The sequence below is a fragment of the Aggregatibacter sp. Marseille-P9115 genome, assembly GCF_920939465.1.
GTDB lineage: Bacteria > Pseudomonadota > Gammaproteobacteria > Enterobacterales > Pasteurellaceae > Aggregatibacter > Aggregatibacter segnis_B.
Map to the genome: position 1 here is coordinate 1,756,207 of NZ_OV100759.1, position 20,154 is coordinate 1,776,360.

10 protein-coding genes and 1 CRISPR repeat array are annotated in these 20,154 nt (G+C 43.3%); of the genes, 4 read left to right on the forward strand and 6 right to left on the reverse strand.

The window, feature by feature from the left end:
- Positions 1–2: 2 nt before the first annotated feature.
- The 6 genes from cas6f to prfB form a co-directional block, all read right to left on the reverse strand.
- The gene (cas6f, locus tag LQ983_RS08450; protein WP_230622346.1) at positions 3–563 is read right to left on the reverse strand and encodes a type I-F CRISPR-associated endoribonuclease Cas6/Csy4; all 561 of its coding nucleotides are present in this window, start codon (positions 561–563) and stop codon (positions 3–5) included.
- 2 nt (positions 564–565) lie between these two features.
- Positions 566–1,570, reverse strand: coding sequence for a type I-F CRISPR-associated protein Csy3 (csy3, locus tag LQ983_RS08455; protein WP_230622347.1), 1,005 nt, complete (start codon positions 1,568–1,570; stop codon positions 566–568).
- Positions 1,570–2,529, reverse strand: coding sequence for a type I-F CRISPR-associated protein Csy2 (gene csy2 / locus LQ983_RS08460; RefSeq protein WP_230622348.1), 960 nt, complete (start codon positions 2,527–2,529; stop codon positions 1,570–1,572). The genes csy3 and csy2 overlap by 1 nt, the downstream gene beginning before the upstream one ends.
- Positions 2,530–2,538: 9 nt before the next feature.
- Entirely contained in the window at positions 2,539–3,879 is a 1,341-nt protein-coding gene (csy1, locus tag LQ983_RS08465) for a type I-F CRISPR-associated protein Csy1 (protein WP_230622349.1), read from the reverse strand.
- A 285-nt stretch (positions 3,880–4,164) separates the two neighbouring features.
- Positions 4,165–13,271: a CRISPR direct-repeat array (repeat unit 28 nt; unit sequence TTTCTAAGCTGCCTATTCGGCAGTGAAG).
- 179 nt (positions 13,272–13,450) lie between these two features.
- Positions 13,451–14,959 carry a lysine--tRNA ligase gene (gene lysS / locus LQ983_RS08470; protein ID WP_109103998.1) on the reverse strand — a complete coding sequence of 503 codons (1,509 nt, stop codon included), beginning with the start codon at positions 14,957–14,959 and terminating at the stop codon, positions 13,451–13,453.
- Between the two features lie 55 nt (positions 14,960–15,014).
- Positions 15,015–16,113 (reverse strand): peptide chain release factor 2 gene (gene prfB / locus LQ983_RS08475; protein WP_109103997.1). Its coding sequence is split into 2 segments (ribosomal slippage): positions 15,015–16,037 and positions 16,039–16,113, totalling 1,098 coding nucleotides; the frame shifts between segments, so codons are not numbered across the junction.
- Positions 16,114–16,280: 167 nt separating this feature from the next.
- Here prfB and dsbC point away from each other — a divergent pair.
- The 4 genes from dsbC to LQ983_RS08495 are packed head-to-tail and all read left to right on the forward strand — an operon-like array spanning position 16,281 to position 20,092.
- A complete protein-coding gene (gene dsbC, locus LQ983_RS08480; protein WP_109103996.1) occupies positions 16,281–16,964 on the forward strand; it encodes a bifunctional protein-disulfide isomerase/oxidoreductase DsbC in 684 nt (227 codons plus the stop codon).
- 12 nt (positions 16,965–16,976) lie between these two features.
- A complete protein-coding gene (gene recJ, locus LQ983_RS08485; protein ID WP_109103995.1) occupies positions 16,977–18,710 on the forward strand; it encodes a single-stranded-DNA-specific exonuclease RecJ in 1,734 nt (577 codons plus the stop codon).
- 7 nt (positions 18,711–18,717) lie between these two features.
- A complete protein-coding gene (locus tag LQ983_RS08490; RefSeq protein WP_109103994.1) occupies positions 18,718–19,377 on the forward strand; it encodes a thiol:disulfide interchange protein DsbA/DsbL in 660 nt (219 codons plus the stop codon).
- 22 nt (positions 19,378–19,399) lie between these two features.
- Complete coding sequence (locus LQ983_RS08495) at positions 19,400–20,092, forward strand: 5'-methylthioadenosine/adenosylhomocysteine nucleosidase (protein ID WP_109103993.1); 693 nt, start codon at positions 19,400–19,402, stop codon at positions 20,090–20,092.
- Positions 20,093–20,154 lie beyond the last annotated feature (62 nt).

Sequence of the window (20,154 nt, forward strand, 5' to 3'; positions counted from 1 at the left end):
GTTTAGAAATGCGGAACGGTTGCCGTTTGGCTTAGACCGTAGGCACTAAAAGTTCCTTCGACGGATTTTGCTTTATAGACGGATTTTATGGCTAAAATAAATTGCTGTTTTGTGCTACTGCTTTTCAAATGTGCGTGTGGATAGATACGTTGAGTCGCTTGTTTTTGCAGCATATTTTGTCGTACTTCTTCGCTCCATTTACCTTGTGCCTTTAAGCGTTTTTCCGCCCGTCGAAGGGCACTTTGTCCTTTCGACTGAACACGTTGATAAACACGGTAGCTTCTGACTTTTTCCGGAATCTGCATGCTTTCACTAATCAGTGCATAGTCGTGCAGTTCTTGCAATTTAAAATAAATAAAACCGCAATCATTCTCTGATCCGAAGAGGCGAATAATGCCGCCGAGGGTCTTATCCTTGCCATAAGCGGGAAACGCAAGACCGATTCTGCCTTCAAAGTTCGGTAGAATTTGGTGAAGTTTTTGCAAACAGAAGCTGATGACCTCCGTTTGCAACATATCCACTTGCGGAATCGCTTTGATTTCAATGTAGTGGGTTTGTGTCATGGTTATTCCTTACCGCTTGCACCAAATACACCGCCACGGATAAGTACGCTAATGACATAATGCTGTTGTTTAACCTCAGGCGTTTCATCATTGAGGACCCAATTATCGAATAAAGTATAAAAATCTAATTTTTCTTTTGGTTGACGGAACGCCGTGCCTAAATTGGTGACCGCACCATAAGGTTCCACCGGAATTGGGAATTCGGCATCGGATTTGTACCATGTATCAATAGTGCGGATAGCATTGCCAATTTTTTGCGAGTGCATGGCCGCTTTTTCATTTTCAACTTTGTAGAGTGTTTTACTTTTGCGACTGTTGGAGTCAAGAATAAGCTCTTGTGACGGATAAACTTCTTGTCCATAACCCATTTTGGCATAAGCCGTGACATTTAAAATTACAAATTGTTTGCCGCTTAATCCTAACTCGATGAAATCGGTAAGTGCTTTGAGTTCGACGGATTCATCATCAAAGTGATTTAATGAAAGGACTTTAGCGTTATCGAAAGTAAGCGTTTTGTCATTAAGTTCTACCTCAATTTTAATGCTTTCCGCATTCATTCGATTACGCCACAACCAACGGGCATTGGCAATATTGGCAGCATAGCGTTTGGCAAGTTCTGAAAAGCCTTGATTTTCAATATAACTTTGTACGGTTTTAATCACTTTGTCCTGATAACCTTGATCGTTGCAAACACAAGGAGTTCCATTAAAAGGCAAGACTTTACAGGAAAAACGTGCAACCAACATATCGTTTTGAGCATTTAACATGGCGACATCAACGCATTGTAAATTAGGTTTTTGAATTTCCGCATCTAATTTGGCTGGATCATTCGTAAGAGTATTTTTAAGGCGATTAGAAATGGTGCCGCGAACGGACTTTTCACGAATTTTAACGGCTTCTTCAACCGGATTTTTATCTTGGCTGTTACATTGCGTAAAAAATGCATCGGAAATATCTAAATTGCGTTCAAATGCGAGTACGCTTGGGGTTGTGTTTGATTTGCTCATTATTGGTCTCCTTGTGAAATGAGGTATAAGCCGTTTTTAGGTTCGGTATAGCGCCAAAAACAGCGGGATAAATCTTGCGGTAAATTAAGTGGGAAAACCCATTTGCCTAAGCTATATAAGGTTTCCACATATTGGCTCGGGTAATCCTGTGTGCGGCAATGTTGTAGCTGTCCAGCATCAAACATCGGGGAAATCGCTTGATAGCCCACAGGTATTGGCACAAGCCAACCTCTGCCTTGTTTAATGCTGTAACTTTGCCATTCATTTGCTTTGGCATCCGGGTGATTGGGAATATGGTGCAACATCGCCGTTTCGATCAATGCATCTAATGCGGTACTGTCAGGCTTCGCCTCTAAAATAACGAAGCCCCCTTGTTTCAAGCCTTGTTGCAATTCTTTTGTGATTTCAATCAGTTCGGCTTGCGCATCCACCAACACAAATCCTGGAAGTAATTGGCTTTTGATTATCCATTCTTCCTCAATATGACGTAACTGAACGTCTTCAATACTGAAAACGGAACCGCCGGCAATCCGTTGTTGCATAAGCTGTGTTTTGCACTTTGATAAGAAATCTTTAGCTTCATCACAATCGGCGTCATTTTTGATGTGACGAGAAAGTGCTCTGTCGGGAATTCGTACTTCAACGACCAAAGAAACGTTTAAATGTACTTTGCCTTCTTCAATAATCGGAGCCGTTTCTCCATTTCTTCTTATTGGATTGCGGGTTTGAATAAAAGTGCGGTCGGAAAATGAAGTGGATTGATAAGCTTGTAACTCATGATGATGGCAGACAATCATGACGCCATTTAATAGCGCTTCGCCATTGAATTTACGGCTCAATGCATGTATTGCACCGACAAATCCGCTGATGGCAGGAAAACCATAGCTTAAAGGACCCGAAATGGCATTGGCGGACTGAATATTAATGTGTTTGAAAACCAGATAAAAATCAGCGTTCATATTGGATCCTTATTTGTTTAAGCGGGCTTGTGCGGCAATGGCTTGTTCCATATCTCTGCACCATTGGTTGTATTCCGGTGTTGCAAAATCTTGTTGAATGGATTTGAAACGCCATTTTAGGCAAGCATTAATCCACAGCGCAAATTGACGAATGATTTCAGCACTCCAATTATCTTGTTCAGCGTGTTGTCGGAAGATCTCTTCACCATCAAGTTCGGCACGACCTGGATCTAACCAATACTTTTGATATTCGTTGAGCGAATAGTCTTTACTCCAACCTGCCGGATGAGTTTTTTGAATCCGCTCAGCCTGAATTAAAACCGTTTGCGCAATTAACTCCAGTGCAAACTTGCGCTTGTCTCTTTCCGGATAGATATTCTTTTCCGCTCCAACAACTTCATACAACAGATTAAAGCTCTCACGACAAGCATAAGCTAAACGACGGTTAAAGATTGTCGTTTGTTTTTCGGTTAAGCGTATCTGTTCTCGCGATTTAAAAATTGGGGGAAGGGAAGGAAGCAAATAATTTCGCCCGCCTTGATTACTGGTCAGTTGGCTAACATTTTGCGGCTTGGTGCCGCCAAGAACAGTGACGCCAATACCTTGCAGTGTTGTGTAGGAAAACTGTTCCGTATCTTTTTTATAGCGGTTGGATAATGCCTGCTTGTTCGTGTCGGAGTAACGTAATTGATTGATTTTATAATAAAAATGGTTTGTTAACGAGGATGGATGTAACGGTACTAAACAAGTGTAGGTATCTTCTTGAGAGTCGGGGTGATTTACCCATAAAATTTGTTTATTACGTTCATCGCTACTAGGTTTTGTTAAATCACCTTTTAAGGCATTTTGAAAGCAGACTTTATATTGATTCGATAATTCCGGATCATCTGCAAAACAGCCTTCGAGACGAGGATCATCGGTGAGTAGCAATTCTTTCAGTGTAACCCCTTTTTCTGCATCAACAATAATATTAAAAAAACCGGCCAAAGGAAGTGCCGCCGCGTTTCCATTTGCATCAAGTTCTAATTTAGGGATTAATTGCGAACCGACAAGTTCAGGAGGAAGCGTCGGAGCAGATTGAAAATTTACGTTGTCTCCTTTTGAGGAAGAATGAATGCCTCGAGAAATATGCGTTCCAAAATAAAGCTGTTTTGCTAAAACAAGCGCCGCATTTGGAATCCAAACATCAAAACGATATTTTTCGTCGTAGTCGGCAATTTTTTTTAGTAATTCCTCTTTATCTGAAAGATTGGCATTTTCTAGTTTTTTCCTATCGGTTTGCGATTTCTTATGATTTTGTTCAACAAGAAATTGTCGGATAGTTTTTACTATGCTTGTTTTAGTTATCATTGTATTTATCCATAGGAGTTTAATTTCAGATTTTATTGTATGCTTAATATATCGATAAACAATCATGTGATTTTAAAGTTGTGAGTGAGATCACGAAATTATTTATATTTGTTATATATAGCTCTACCTATTCGGCAGTTAAAGTTTCAAATAAACACCTATTTTCTAAGCTACTTGTTCAGTAGGTTTATGATTATAGCAATAAACTTACTTTTCAGACATTAAACGTGTAGCTTTAGCATCTTTGATTTTGTTGTGAGAAAAAGTGCGGTCAGTTTTTTAGGCGTTTTTATCTACCTATTCGGTAGTGAAGTTTGCGCACGTGACCGGTTGTTGTCGTAACGTTTTCTAAGCTGCCTATTCGGCAGTGAAGTAGCAGGGCTTGTAATACGCCATTTTTTAGCATTTTCTAAGCTGCCTATTCGGCAGTGAAGAATAACGGCTATCCGTTTAACAATGAGATTGTTTTCTAAGCTGCCTATTCGGCAGTGAAGCGTCCCGTTGATTGTGCGCGAGTAGTTTTTACTTTCTAAGCTGCCTATTCGGCAGTGAAGCTTGAGCTAAAGAGGCTAATTGACTAACTGCATTTTCTAAGCTGCCTATTCGGCAGTGAAGTCATCCACTTCAACCGGCTCCTGTTCGATGTATTTCTAAGCTGCCTATTCGGCAGTGAAGTCACAATACTGTACCCCAATCTAACCCTATTATTTCTAAGCTGCCTATTCGGCAGTGAAGTTAAAGACTGCCCATGTTTTGATGTTTGGACATTTTCTAAGCTGCCTATTCGGCAGTGAAGGGGGTTAGGGGAGATTTGAATGGGCTGTAAATTTTCTAAGCTGCCTATTCGGCAGTGAAGTTTGGCAGGATGTACGCACCCGCAAAATCTTGTTTCTAAGCTGCCTATTCGGCAGTGAAGATTATATCAACGCAATTTCTAGCGGGCACGGTTTTCTAAGCTGCCTATTCGACAGTGAAGATCTTGCGGCAAAGTGCCGCAATGTGTGCGTATTTCTAAGCTGCCTATTCGGCAGTGAAGTAGCTTTGTTCGGTGTCGTCACCTGATTTGTTTTTCTAAGCTGCCTATTCGGCAGTGAAGACGGTTCGCTATTCCATCATCAAGAATTATACTTTCTAAGCTGCCTATTCGGCAGTGAAGTGTTGAGCCGGTTAAATCACTTTATCAACAATTTTCTAAGCTGCCTATTCGGCAGTGAAGGCAAAAATAGAACGCATTGGAGATCAAAAACATTTCTAAGCTGTCTATTCGGCAGTGAAGATGGCAAGGGTGAAGGAGAAGGAGAAGGAGACGATGAATTTCTAAGCTGCCTATTCGGCAGTGAAGGCAATTACGCACCTCGATGGTGATGTCCATGTTTTCTAAGCTGCCTATTCGGCAGTGAAGCGTTATCTTTATGGCTTACAGCTTTCGTCGGATTTCTAAGCTGCCTATTCGGCAGTGAAGAAGAAATTGCCCGGGTGAAATCTGTATTAAAATTTCTAAGCTGCCTATTCGGCAGTGAAGGAAGATGAAGACCAAAATGCGCCAACGTACGATTTCTAAGCTGCCTATTCGGCAGTGAAGACTGAACGTATTCGCTACTGCTATCCAAAAGTTTTCTAAGCTGCCTATTCGGCAGTGAAGATCCAAACTCGCAAACGGGCGATTTTGACGCTTTTCTAAGCTGCCTATTCGGCAGTGAAGATCAGAAAATGCACTTGATATTGTCGGCATGTTTTCTAAGCTGCCTATTCGGCAGTGAAGTTGCCTTCTTTGTTTTCTTCCGCTTTCAAGCCTTTCTAAGCTGCCTATTCGGCAGTGAAGATCCAAGAAGAGATTTTTGACGATGAAGACAATTTCTAAGCTGCCTATTCGGCAGTGAAGTCTTTTACGACTGATGAGCCGTATTTTTCCCGATTTCTAAGCTGCCTATTCGGCAGTGAAGTTTGAGTGTCTTCCGGATGTTTTTCTGGGAGTTTTCTAAGCTGCCTATTCGGCAGTGAAGTTAGATCCACCTTATTCTCCGGAGCGATATAATTTCTAAGCTGCCTATTCGGCAGTGAAGGGATCATCAGGCTTAATTCTTATGCTTAATTCTTTCTAAGCTGCCTATTCGGCAGTGAAGCGTCTGGTAATTTTTTGAAAATAACAGGGAGATTTCTAAGCTGCCTATTCGGCAGTGAAGTACTTGACAAGCCGATTGACGTTCGGGCAATATTTCTAAGCTGCCTATTCGGCAGTGAAGTGATGACTTCGTGGATTTTGCTTTCTCAACTGTTTCTAAGCTGCCTATTCGGCAGTGAAGGTGCAAGATAGCCGCACGCGCCCAAGCCATATTTTCTAAGCTGCCTATTCGGCAGTGAAGCGATTGGCTGATAGTTTGCTATATCTTCTGATTTTCTAAGCTGCCTATTCGGCAGTGAAGAAATGACTCCCAATTATCTACTCGCTGTTCTTTTTCTAAGCTGCCTATTCGGCAGTGAAGTGCAAATGCGTGTCTTTTTCTTCCATGTCCTCTTTCTAAGCTGCCTATTCGGCAGTGAAGTCCTTGTCAACATCAAAAGCGCGGTCAATAATTTTCTAAGCTGCCTATTCGGCAGTGAAGGTTGATTTATGTCTAAAAGATTTTGAGCAGTGTTTCTAAGCTGCCTATTCGGCAGTGAAGATAGAGCAATTGAAAAAACTATAGATATTTGCTTTCTAAGCTGCCTATTCGGCAGTGAAGGAACTGATTAACCCGATTATGCGTGGTGAAAATTTCTAAGCTGCCTATTCGGCAGTGAAGAAACATTTCATCAAGCGCAATGATTTCTTCTTTTTCTAAGCTGCCTATTCGGCAGTGAAGCGCCACACCCAAAAAGCAGCGAAAGCGGCACATTTCTAAGCTGCCTATTCGGCAGTGAAGTTCGGCGGTTACAGTTACTGACACAAGTCCAATTTCTAAGCTGCCTATTCGGCAGTGAAGTAAAAACCACTTGCGAACGCGCTTGCCGTTTTTTTCTAAGCTGCCTATTCGGCAGTGAAGTGGGTAAGTTGCCCTTTTGGTAAGTCAATACATTTCTAAGCTGCCTATTCGGCAGTGAAGTGTTTTGAACAAGTGCGTGATTTGTTTGACATTTTCTAAGCTGCCTATTCGGCAGTGAAGTTATTGTGATGATTGGCAGGCTCCGAATCGTGATTTCTAAGCTGCCTATTCGGCAGTGAAGACCGCACTTTGGCGGTCGTTGGTTATTCGGTTTTTCTAAGCTGCCTATTCGGCAGTGAAGCCGGTGGGCGCAATCGTTGCATTTCCGAGTGCTTTCTAAGCTGCCTATTCGGCAGTGAAGAGCCCACGAGAAACGCAGGAATATCTAAAAGATTTCTAAGCTGCCTATTCGGCAGTGAAGCTTGCCTGTTTACGCACCTCGCCGCACGCAATTTTCTAAGCTGCCTATTCGGCAGTGAAGCAATCGGATGTAGGCAAACTCTTGATGGAAGCTTTCTAAGCTGCCTATTCGGCAGTGAAGTATTTACTCACCGAAGCCAAACTGAAAAGCATTTTCTAAGCTGCCTATTCGGCAGTGAAGCTCGTAATCTAATTTAATCGCCTGATCCTTACTTTCTAAGCTGCCTATTCGGCAGTGAAGTCACCGCACACCGATTCCCGCCCGGCTTAGGCTTTCTAAGCTGCCTATTCGGCAGTGAAGGCGGCGCGTTGTTGCATATTGCCCGCTTTAAATTTCTAAGCTGCCTATTCGGCAGTGAAGGTAAACAGGCAAGCAGTTACGTATCACACAAATTTCTAAGCTGCCTATTCGGCAGTGAAGCAAAAAATTGCTACGGTTTTTATATTCCGGATTTTCTAAGCTGCCTATTCGGCAGTGAAGCCAAATACTCCTCAACAAACGGCATCCATTTATTTCTAAGCTGCCTATTCGGCAGTGAAGAAATCTAACAACCAATTCGGGGACGATTTAAATTTCTAAGCTGCCTATTCGGCAGTGAAGCAAAAACCACTTGCGAACGCGCTTGCCGTTTTTTTCTAAGCTGCCTATTCGGCAGTGAAGTTTTCTCCGTGGCTGTGTGTCGCATGAAAAGATTTCTAAGCTGCCTATTCGGCAGTGAAGAATAAAATTCGGCATAATGAAACCCCCATAAATTTCTAAGCTGCCTATTCGGCAGTGAAGGCGCGGTATTGTTGCCAAACGGTGTTTAAATATTTCTAAGCTGCCTATTCGGCAGTGAAGGCATTGTTGCGCACTTTGGGCAGGGTGTTGGCTTTCTAAGCTGCCTATTCGGCAGTGAAGTTTTCGCCGTCCTGAACTTTTGAATTCATGTCGTTTCTAAGCTGCCTATTCGGCAGTGAAGTGTATGCACTGCGTGAGAGCCTAGCACGCCAATTTCTAAGCTGCCTATTCGGCAGTGAAGATCGCTCGCTTGTTGGATTAAGATATTGCGATTTTCTAAGCTGCCTATTCGGCAGTGAAGTCAGACAAGCCGCGTTGGTTTGCCGGCGAAGTTTTCTAAGCTGCCTATTCGGCAGTGAAGGTCGAAATTGATATTTCGCACGAAAATTTAAATTTCTAAGCTGCCTATTCGGCAGTGAAGGCATCAATAAAGGCTTCGTGCGCGAAATAGTATTTCTAAGCTGCCTATTCGGCAGTGAAGAACATGGCGTATGAGTTGGCACACTTGTTTCATTTCTAAGCTGCCTATTCGGCAGTGAAGCTTAATACTTACTATGCGCCCGATATGTCCGATTTCTAAGCTGCCTATTCGGCAGTGAAGTTTGCCACATCCAAACCGCGCTGGGTGATTTTTTTCTAAGCTGCCTATTCGGCAGTGAAGCCTAAGCGACGCAACACTTCACGAATCGACCATTTCTAAGCTGCCTATTCGGCAGTGAAGTGGCGTAAAATCTTCGGACTTTTACCGCGCTTGTTTCTAAGCTGCCTATTCGGCAGTGAAGGTCACCACTCAAACTATTTTCACCCGGACAAATTTCTAAGCTGCCTATTCGGCAGTGAAGTCAGCGGATTTGGCATGATGCTAAAAGCAATCGTTTCTAAGCTGCCTATTCGGCAGTGAAGGGCGGCATTATCCCGACCAATACCGGCGGACTTTTCTAAGCTGCCTATTCGGCAGTGAAGCCATTGATCGCCATATAGAGCATTGCCTACTATTTTCTAAGCTGCCTATTCGGCAGTGAAGTTAAGCCCTGGCATTTGACCGAGCCACGCATATTTCTAAGCTGCCTATTCGGCAGTGAAGAAGTGCACGGGCAAAAGTGCGGTCTTTTTAATTTTCTAAGCTGCCTATTCGGCAGTGAAGGGTTAATAAGTCTGCCTGGTCGTTTTGTAACTTTTCTAAGCTGCCTATTCGGCAGTGAAGCCAAGAATTTCTAAAGTTGAATTTTCTTTTTCTTTCTAAGCTGCCTATTCGGCAGTGAAGCTTGCGGATGATACATTCCCGCCCGAACCATAATTTCTAAGCTGCCTATTCGGCAGTGAAGTACAGTGCGATCGGTGGTGTTAGAATCAATATTTTCTAAGCTGCCTATTCGGCAGTGAAGATCAGTCGGTCAAGTGGTGACTTTAAGCAAACTTTCTAAGCTGCCTATTCGGCAGTGAAGCAGGAGCGGCAATAATGCCGGAAACAACCCAATTTCTAAGCTGCCTATTCGGCAGTGAAGCAGTTGTTGCGCTCGGTCGAATTGGTCAGTCATTTCTAAGCTGCCTATTCGGCAGTGAAGAGCACGTGGCGCCACCCAACAAACAGCGTTGTTTTCTAAGCTGCCTATTCGGCAGTGAAGTCTGCTAACGCTCATTTTTGCCGAGCTCTCACTTTCTAAGCTGCCTATTCGGCAGTGAAGGAGTAGTTACGATAAATAAACGGCCAAACCAATTTCTAAGCTGCCTATTCGGCAGTGAAGAAGAAAAAGACACGCATTTGCAATCAGAATTATTTCTAAGCTGCCTATTCGGCAGTGAAGTGTTATCTCATGCGTTGACAGAAACCACCAATTTTCTAAGCTGCCTATTCGGCAGTGAAGAGATGGATTACAACCGTTTAGCCAATGCGCTTTTTCTAAGCTGCCTATTCGGCAGTGAAGTTTTTAAGTGCGGATGGTTGATTTCAATATGCTTTCTAAGCTGCCTATTCGGCAGTGAAGATATTTTTTGAAATGTATTTGGAAATGTAGGCTTTCTAAGCTGCCTATTCGGCAGTGAAGATCGGTGTCGCTTTATCTAAATAACCGGTTAATTTCTAAGCTGCCTATTCGGCAGTGAAGCGGCTGCCAAATCATCCGCAACAGCGACTAATTTTCTAAGCTGCCTATTCGGCAGTGAAGTCCTATATTAAAAATATAGTGGCCTATACAGATTTCTAAGCTGCCTATTCGGCAGTGAAGTAGGCTATACCATTACCAGTATGGCATCACAATTTCTAAGCTGCCTATTCGGCAGTGAAGAACCCCGCTTTAGACGGTATGGACGAAGTGATTTTCTAAGCTGCCTATTCGGCAGTGAAGCACAAAGAATAAAACAAGAGAGAGAAAAACAATTTCTAAGCTGCCTATTCGGCAGTGAAGGTCATTCATTGCTTTCATCACGGCTGCGTGTATTTCTAAGCTGCCTATTCGGCAGTGAAGTAATAATTGTTTGTGATGTTAGCTGCGGTGTTTTTCTAAGCTGCCTATTCGGCAGTGAAGGGATATGCGCAAGTATGCCGACCTATTAGACATTTCTAAGCTGCCTATTCGGCAGTGAAGTCGGTAAACACAAGATTGCCGTTGACATCGGATTTCTAAGCTGCCTATTCGGCAGTGAAGACCCTGCGCTAGTTGTACAGTACACTCATAGTTTTCTAAGCTGCCTATTCGGCAGTGAAGCTTTGGCGTATTCTTTAACATCAGACAAATTATTTCTAAGCTGCCTATTCGGCAGTGAAGTTTTTGTAAGCATTTCAGCTTTTGCCGTTATGTTTTCTAAGCTGCCTATTCGGCAGTGAAGAGATAAACAATAATTTTAAGTTTTGACCACAATTTCTAAGCTGCCTATTCGGCAGTGAAGTTAAATGCGATGGGTGGAGCGGTTTTTGTCAAGTTTCTAAGCTGCCTATTCGGCAGTGAAGAAAAATTCGATATAGTATCTACTTTATCAGTTTTTCTAAGCTGCCTATTCGGCAGTGAAGGAACAGTGGATCACGATTTTTGTGATGGGTAGTTTCTAAGCTGCCTATTCGGCAGTGAAGCCAAATGATGGTGGAAGGTATCAAAGTGATTTTTTCTAAGCTGCCTATTCGGCAGTGAAGTTAAAGGAATTTAAACGTAAAAGAAACTAAAATTTCTAAGCTGCCTATTCGGCAGTGAAGTAAAGCGCATTTTGTCTTTAGCGTTTAAATCATTTCTAAGCTGCCTATTCGGCAGTGAAGTAAAAGCAAAACGGCGAAAGCAAAAACAACAATTTCTAAGCTGCCTATTCGGCAGTGAAGCCCGAACTAACATCCGAACAGGTGCTGGAAAATTTCTAAGCTGCCTATTCGGCAGTGAAGGCTACTTTTAATTCTTCAAGCTGCTGCAATGCTTTCTAAGCTGCCTATTCGGCAGTGAAGCATCAAAGGAAGTCTATAAATGGCGGCGGAAATTTCTAAGCTGCCTATTCGGCAGTGAAGGCGGTAAAAAAAGCATACGACAAAGCCACAACTTTCTAAGCTGCCTATTCGGCAGTGAAGGTTGAAATCCGCCCCGATTACTTGATGGCATGTTTCTAAGCTGCCTATTCGGCAGTGAAGATGCACTGCACCGATTTCGCCGCCTGCTCGGTTTTCTAAGCTGCCTATTCGGCAGTGAAGTTTCTTTTTTGGTTTAATTGCATATTTTTTATTTTCTAAGCTGCCTATTCGGCAGTGAAGCCTTCTTTCGGCGGCATACATTCACCGGGGAATTTCTAAGCTGCCTATTCGGCAGTGAAGAAGTGGCAAGGCAACAGCCCACGAGAAACGCATTTCTAAGCTGCCTATTCGGCAGTGAAGTATGGGTCTAATAAGTCGGCAGTATCGGTGTTTTTCTAAGCTGCCTATTCGGCAGTGAAGCCATTCAGCCGTTTTTCTTGGTCGAAATTGGTTTCTAAGCTGCCTATTCGGCAGTGAAGTCAGACGCCGAAGACTTGGCCGCCACGCCGAATTTCTAAGCTGCCTATTCGGCAGTGAAGCGAAGCCACCGCAAAGCGCGGTAAAAATGGCATTTCTAAGCTGCCTATTCGGCAGTGAAGAGGGATTTAAGTTAATGTCATGTTTTGATATTTTTCTAAGCTGCCTATTCGGCAGTGAAGTTCAATTAAAATGTCTACTTCACTGCCGAATATTTCTAAGCTGCCTATTCGGCAGTGAAGTATATAGGCTTTTTTATGTTTATTTCTTATCATTTCTAAGCTGCCTATTCGGCAGTGAAGAAACAACAATAAAAAAAATGCTGATTGGTATGTTTCTAAGCTGCCTATTCGGCAGTGAAGAAAACACCGCTTGCGGTGGTTGAGTTTTTTATTTTCTAAGCTGCCTATTCGGCAGTGAAGTGTAGAAGTTGCCATTTCAAAAAGTGGATCTTTTTCTAAGCTGCCTATTCGGCAGTGAAGTTGGTGCGCCAACTCGAAGCGGTAAAGGTGTTGTTTCTAAGCTGCCTATTCGGCAGTGAAGTTTTGTAAGCATTTCAGCTTTTGCCGTTATGTTTTCTAAGCTGCCTATTCGGCAGTGAAGGCAAGTCAAAAGAAAAAATGGTATTACAGACCTTTCTAAGCTGCCTATTCGGCAGTGAAGTAAGCCAATAACTAAAAAGATTCTCACATAGTTTTCTAAGCTGCCTATTCGGCAGTGAAGCTTGGTTAGTGTTCATAATGTCGCCCCTTATATTTCTAAGCTGCCTATTCGGCAGTGAAGAGGGAAAAACAATGACGGCTCAAAAGATATTGTTTCTAAGCTGCCTATTCGGCAGTGAAGGATAGCTTAGAGATTAGAGGTAACTTTAATAATTTCTAAGCTGCCTATTCGGCAGTGAAGGAAAACACCGCTTGCGGTGGTTGAGTTTTTTAGTTTCTAAGCTGCCTATTCGGCAGTGAAGAATTATACATGAAAAGTCTTTACCTCTGTATATTTCTAAGCTGCCTATTCGGCAGTGAAGTCTTCTTTTTGGCTTAGGGATTAGCACCGAATTTTCTAAGCTGCCTATTCGGCAGTGAAGTATATTGGCTTTTTTATGTTTATTTCTTATCATTTCTAAGCTGCCTATTCGGCAGTGAAGGGAAAGAATCACGCTACAAAACAAATGCAATATTTCTAAGCTGCCTATTCGGCAGTGAAGGCAAATAAATATTTTTTTATTTGTTTTGTTGTTTTCTAAGCTGCCTATTCGGCAGTGAAGTAGACATTTTAATTGAAAATGCCTGATATACCAAGCTATAGGCGTATTTACATAATAAAATCCCTTTTATATTTGCAGTGCTTAACCTATTGTTCTTAAAAGGGAAATTTATTGGTGGAAATAAAGGGTAAATAAAAAGGAAGTCGAATGACTTCCTTTTTTGGATGATTTGATTTTGATTATTTCTGACGCATTGCCGGGAATAAAATCACATCGCGGATGGATGGGGCGTTGGCGTAAAGCATCGCGAGACGGTCGATACCCAATCCTTCGCCGGCTGTTGGTGGTAAACCGTGTTCAAGGGCGACAACGAAATCTTCGTCTTTAAACATCGCTTCGTCATCGCCGGCTTCTTTGGCGGCTACTTGGGCGTCAAAACGTTCATTTTGGTCTTCCGCATCGTTCAATTCGGAGAAACCGTTACCGATTTCACGTCCGCCGATGAAGAGTTCAAAGCGATCGGTGACTTCCGGATTTTCATCGTTACGACGCGCCAATGGTGAAATTTCCGCCGGGTGTGCCATTAAGAAAGTCGGTTGAATTAAATGATGTTCTGCCACTTCTTCAAAAATCGCGTTAACAATGCTGCCTAAGCCCCAAGATTTTTGTACTTCAATACCTAAGCGAGCGGCAACTGCTTTCGCGCGATCAATATCGTATAAATCTTCTTTTACGATACCTTTGTCTGCCCCGTATTTAATGGTGGCGTCGTGTAAGGTAATGCGCTCGAATGGTTTGCCGAAGTCAAATTCGTACTCACCGTATTTCACGATAGTTGTCCCTAAAATATCGATGGCAAGTTTGCGTAACAATTCTTCGGTGTTATCCATTAAATCGTGATAGTCGGCATAGGCTTGGTAGTATTCAAGCATGGTAAATTCCGGATTGTGACGAACGGAAACGCCTTCGTTACGGAAGTTACGGTTTAATTCAAATACGCGCTCAAAACCGCCGACCACTAAGCGTTTTAAGTAAAGCTCAGGGGCAATACGCAAGTACATATCTACGTCTAATGCGTTATGGTGTGTCACGAAAGGACGTGCTGAAGCACCGCCGGGAATCACTTGTAACATCGGTGTTTCTACTTCCATAAAGCCTTTGGAAAGGAAGTATTCACGAATGCCTGCAACCACTTTTGAACGAATGATAAAAGTGCGGCGGGATTCTTCGTTAGAAATTAAATCTAAGTAACGTTGACGGTAGCGCACTTCTTGGTCAGTTAAGCCATGGAATTTATCCGGTAACGGACGCAATGCTTTGGTCAGCAATTGCACTTCGGTGGCTTTAACGGTGAGTTCGTTGGTTTTGGTTTTGAATAATGAACCTTTCACGCCCACGATATCGCCTAAATCCCAGTGGCCGACATCATCGCCATATACGCCTTCAGGTAGATTGTCGCGTGCAACATAAAGCTGGATTTTGCCGCTCATATCTTGGATGGTGATAAACGTGGCTTTCCCCATGGCACGACGCGTCATGATACGGCCGGCAACCGCCACTTCAATATGTTGTTCTTTTAATGCTTCGCCTTCTTCCGCATCATATTTATCATGCAAATCTTGAGCGAGTGCGTCACGACGGAATTGGTTTGGGAACGCATTACCTTTCGCGCGCAGGGCGGCTAATTTTTCACGACGGACTAACATTTCGCCGTTGAGATCTAACTCTTTTACTTCTTGTTCTGACATTTTATTTACCTTTAATTTTCAATTTTAAAAAACGTGTTTAAAAACGACCGCACTTTTACAATCCGGCTTTGAGACTGGCTTCAATAAACCGATCCAAGTCGCCGTCTAACACTGCTTGCGTATTGCGATTTTCTACGCCGGTGCGTAAATCTTTAATACGAGAATCATCTAACACATAAGAGCGAATTTGGCTGCCCCAGCCGATGTCGGATTTGTTGTCTTCCATGGCTTGTTTGTCGGCATTTTTCTTTTGCAATTCCAATTCGTACAACTTCGCTTTAAGTTGTTTCATTGCCTGATCTTTGTTCTTGTGTTGAGAACGATCGTTCTGACATTGCACCACAATGCCGCTTGGCATGTGGGTAATTCGCACCGCACTTTCGGTTTTATTTACGTGCTGACCGCCCGCACCGGAGGCGCGATACACATCGATACGCAAATCGGCAGGATTGATTTCGATATCAATATCATCGTCAATTTCAGGATAGACGAAAGCTGCGCTGAATGAGGTATGACGACGGTTATTGGAGTCAAAGGGGCTTTTGCGTACTAAACGGTGAATACCGGTTTCCGTGCGTAGCCAGCCGAAGGCATATTCGCCGCTAACACGAATGGTAGCAGATTTAACACCTGCCACATCGCCGTCAGAGACTTCCATCAATTCGGTTTTGAACCCTTTGCTTTCCGCCCAGCGCAAATACATACGAAGTAACATTTCCGTCCAGTCTTGCGCTTCGGTACCGCCGGAGCCGGCTTGTAAATCCACATAGCAATCACAGGCATCATGTTCGCCGCTGAACATGCGTCGAAATTCCAGTTTGGAAAGTTGTTGTTCCAGTTCGTCTAATTCGGCAACGGCTTCGTTGAAGGTGTCTTCGTCTTCCGCTTCTACGGCAAGTTCCAATAAGCCGTCCACATCTTTCAAACCTTGCTCTAAATTTTTAATGGTGTTGACCACCTGTTCTAAAGAAACGCGCTCCTTGCCGAGGGCTTGCGCTTTCTCTGCGTCGTTCCATACATCAGGCTGTTCCAATTCAGCGTTGACTTCTTCTAAACGCTCGGTTTTGGCGTCGAAGTCAAAGATACCCCCGAAGCGCCGAAGTGCGGTCAGTTAAATCGGTGATTTTATTTTTGATAGGATTGATTTCAAACATGATAATTAAATGTGTTTAAAGACTAAATTAAGTGCGGGATTATAAGGGATTTTCCATGGATTTGGTAGGGCGAAAGGGGATTCATCATGAAAATTGAATGGGGCTTTTGCATAAGCGATCAATTGATTTTATAATTTGCCGTCATTTTCACAATTTAGGAACAAAAAATGAAAAAAATTTTAACCGCACTTTCTCTTATCACCTTGGCATTTCAAGCATCAGCGAATGATGCGGCGCTGAAAAGTAAATTAGAAAAATTAGGTGCAAAAGAGATTGATATTCAAACTTCCCCGATTAAAGGATTGAAAACCGTTGTCAGTGATCAAGGTATTTTCTACGCCAGCGAAGATGGCAGTTATTTAGTTCAAGGTAAAATTTATAAACTTACCGATAACGGCATCAGCAACGTTTCTAATAAATTGCTGATGGAAAAAGTCAATGCGTTGAAAGGCGAAATGATTGTGTACCCGGCAAAAAATGAAAAACATGTTGTCACGGTTTTCATGGATATTACCTGTCATTACTGCCATTTATTACATCAACAAGTTAAAGAATATAACGACTTAGGCATTACCGTACGTTATTTGGCGTTCCCGCGTGGTGGTTTGGATAATCAAACAGCACGTCAAATGGAAGCGATTTGGACGGCAAAAGATCCTATGTTCGCTTTGAATGAAGCGGAAAAAGGGCATTTACCGCAAGAATTGAAAACCCCGAATATGGTGAAAAAACATTATATGCTTGGCGTGCAGCTAGGCGTCACCGGTACACCGACAATCATTACGTCTGAAGGTGATGTTATCGGCGGTTATTTGAAACCGGCTGATTTACTTGCTGCCTTAGAAGGTTAATGCAGGTTCTTTGTGCAAAAACGAATCTTACGCCGTGATGTGCCGGCAGGCGATAAACTCTGTGACGATCCCTTGTTGGATCGTCTTTATCGTTCGCGCTACATTAAAAACGCCAACCAATTAGACCGCACTTTAAGTGCCATGCATCATCCGAACCTTATGTCGGGTATGGATACCGCAGTAACATTTCTACTTGAAGCTTATCAAAAACAACAGAAAATCGTCATTGTGGGCGATTTCGATGCCGACGGCGCAACCAGTACCGCATTGGCTGTACTCGCTCTACGTCAACTGGGCTTTGCCAATGTCACCTATTTAGTGCCGAACCGTTTCGAGCAAGGTTATGGGCTCAGTGTTGCCGTTGCCCAAGAGGCTTTGGCTTTAGGCGTTGAGTTGTTAATGACCGTGGATAATGGCGTTTCTTCCCATGAGGGCGTGGCATTTTTAAAGGCACAGGGCGTGAAGGTGATTGTGACCGACCACCACTTGCCACCGGAAACGTTGCCGAGTGCTGATGCGATTGTGAATCCGAATTTGGCGCATTGCGGTTTTCCCTCCAAACATCTGGCCGGTGTGGGCGTTACTTTTTATCTTATGCTTGCCTTGAGGGCAAAATTCCGCGAACTTGGTCTATTTGATGCCAAAAATCAGCCGAATTTCACGGAATTGTTAGATTTAGTGGCATTGGGCACAGTCTCCGATGTGGTGCCGTTAGATCAAAATAATCGTATTTTAGTTTATCAAGGTATTGCCCGTATTCGCGCTGAGCGTTGTCGTTGCGGCATTCGTGCATTGGCAGAAGTAGCGAAGCGGGATGTGACCCGTTTCGTGGCGGCGGATTTAGGTTTTTCCATTGGGCCACGTTTAAACGCAGCGGGACGGCTGGATAATATGTCCGTGGGCGTAGAGCTTTTGTTAGCCGAAAACATGGAAACGGCTCGCGCGTTGGCACTAGAGCTGGATGGATTAAATCAAGCGCGCAAAGAAATTGAACAAGGCATGAAGTTAGAAGCTTTAACGATCTGCCAAAATTTATTTGCAAATGCCACCGCACTTGAAACAGACATTCCGCATTCTATTGTGTTGTATCAATCGGATTGGCACCAAGGTGTGCTTGGCATTCTTGCATCACGCATTAAAGAGCAGTTTCATCGCCCGGTGATTGCGTTTGCTCAAGATCAAGCAGGCATGTTGAAAGGGTCTGCACGTTCTATTCCCGGTTTGCATATTCGCGATGTGTTGGAGCGGGTTTATTCACAGCACCCTGATTTGATCCTGAAATTTGGTGGGCATGCCATGGCGGCAGGATTGAGTATTCAAGAAAGTCGTTTTGACGATTTTCGTCAGATTTTTAATCAGACGGTCAGCGAATTATTGGCGGAAGACCAATTACAAGGCACCATTTGGACTGACGGCGAATTAAATGCGAACTTGTTAAACTTGGTGACGGCAGAAACGTTGCGTCAAGGCGGGCCTTGGGGACAGGCATTTCCTGAACCCTTGTTCGACGGCGAATTTAAAATTCTGCAACAACGCTTAGTGGGCGAAAAACACTTGAAAATGATGGTGGAGCCCAAACTGGGCGGACCTTTGTTAGATGCTATCGCCTTTAACATAGATACGCGCTATTATCCTGACTTATCTATAAAAACAGCAAGATTTGCGTATAAATTAGATATCAATGAATTTCGTGGTAATCGCGATCTTCAGTTGTTAGTGGATTATATTGAACCATTGGAAAGTTAGGCACATGATGTCACGGGTCGGATTGCTCATCGTCTTATTCTTTGTCAGCGGATTTTCCGTTGCACAAGAAAGCGTGCCTCATATGCCTGCAGCAAATGAAGCCAATCACCCGTTTGAAGATGGTAAAGATTATTTTTCCTATCAAGAACCGATAACGCTTCCGCCTCGGGAAGATAATCGCATCACGATTCAATTCTTTTTTGATTACGATTGTCGCGTTTGCTCTTCTGCACAAGACATTCTTGAACTTTATAGTCAAATTAACCGCGATCGCGTGGTATTCAGCGAATATCCGGTGGCAACAGCCAAAGCGCGTTTTTCTGCGACGGTTTTTTACAGTCTGCAGGCGTTAAATGCCGACAATGTATCCTCTGCATTAATGTTTGAAACGGCTGAAAAAAGCCAATATATCAAACTTGCTCAACAGGAAAATCTATTGACTTGGCTTGAGCAGCAAGGCATTGAGCGAAATCGTTTTTTACAAACCTATTCTTCGGAACAGATTAAACAACAGGTGGATGAGGCAGTGCGTTTAACGGAAGATTACGGCGTGTTTACGTTTCCTTATGTCATTATTGACGGCAAATATGTGTTGACTGCCAGCACCTTATATAACGACGATTATGCCCTCGCGGTATTAGATTTTTTAATTAACAAAAAACAATAGCAAACCAGTACAAAGGATATTTATGAAAATCGGTATTGTTGGCGCGATGGCGCAAGAAGTAGAAATTTTAGTCAATTTAATGACGGATAAGATCGTGACAAAATTAGCCTCCGGCACGATTTATGAAGGTACGATTCACGGTAAACAAGTGGCCTTATTACAATCCGGTATCGGCAAAGTTGCCGCCGCCATGGGAACGACGGCGTTATTGCAATTAGCCAAACCGGATCTTGTAATCAATACCGGTTCTGCCGGTGGCGTGGCGGAAGGTTTAAACATTGGTGATGTGATTGTTTCCACTGAAACGCAATATCACGATGCGGATGTGACGGCTTTCGGTTATGCCAAAGGGCAATTACCGGCGTGTCCGGTCACGTTTGTGTCTGATACGAAACTTGTTGAGTTGGTAGATCGCGTTGCAACCCAATTAGGACAACACGTTAAACGCGGGTTAATTTGTTCCGGCGACAGTTTTATTCAAGGCGGTGAACGGTTGACACAAATTAAGCAGGATTTTCCGAATGTCATTGCCGTGGAAATGGAAGCCACTGCGATTGCGCAAGTTTGTCACGCGTTTCATGTGCCTTTTGTAGTGGTTCGTGCGATTTCTGATGCGGGGGATGGCAAAGCGAATATGTCCTTTGAAGAATTTCTCCCGCTGGCGGCGAAACAATCTTCTGACATGATCGTGGCCATGTTGGCTGAATTGAATTAATCCCTTCTCTCCGCGTACGGTGTATCGTACGCGGACGACATCATCTGATCTATCTCTCTCAT

Bases quoted from the DNA above. Each gene is read 5' to 3' on its own strand.
- cas6f (WP_230622346.1), bottom strand. From the start codon at position 563: ATGACACAAACCCACTACATTGAAATCAAAGCGATTCCGCAAGTGGAT.
- lysS (WP_109103998.1), bottom strand. From the start codon at position 14,959: ATGTCAGAACAAGAAGTAAAAGAGTTAGATCTCAACGGCGAAATGTTA.
- LQ983_RS08495 (WP_109103993.1), top strand. From the start codon at position 19,400: ATGAAAATCGGTATTGTTGGCGCGATGGCGCAAGAAGTAGAAATTTTA.
- csy1 (WP_230622349.1), bottom strand. From the start codon at position 3,879: ATGATAACTAAAACAAGCATAGTAAAAACTATCCGACAATTTCTTGTT.
- csy3 (WP_230622347.1), bottom strand. From the start codon at position 1,570: ATGAGCAAATCAAACACAACCCCAAGCGTACTCGCATTTGAACGCAAT.
- LQ983_RS08490 (WP_109103994.1), top strand. From the start codon at position 18,718: ATGTCACGGGTCGGATTGCTCATCGTCTTATTCTTTGTCAGCGGATTT.
- csy2 (WP_230622348.1), bottom strand. From the start codon at position 2,529: ATGAACGCTGATTTTTATCTGGTTTTCAAACACATTAATATTCAGTCC.
- dsbC (WP_109103996.1), top strand. From the start codon at position 16,281: ATGAAAAAAATTTTAACCGCACTTTCTCTTATCACCTTGGCATTTCAA.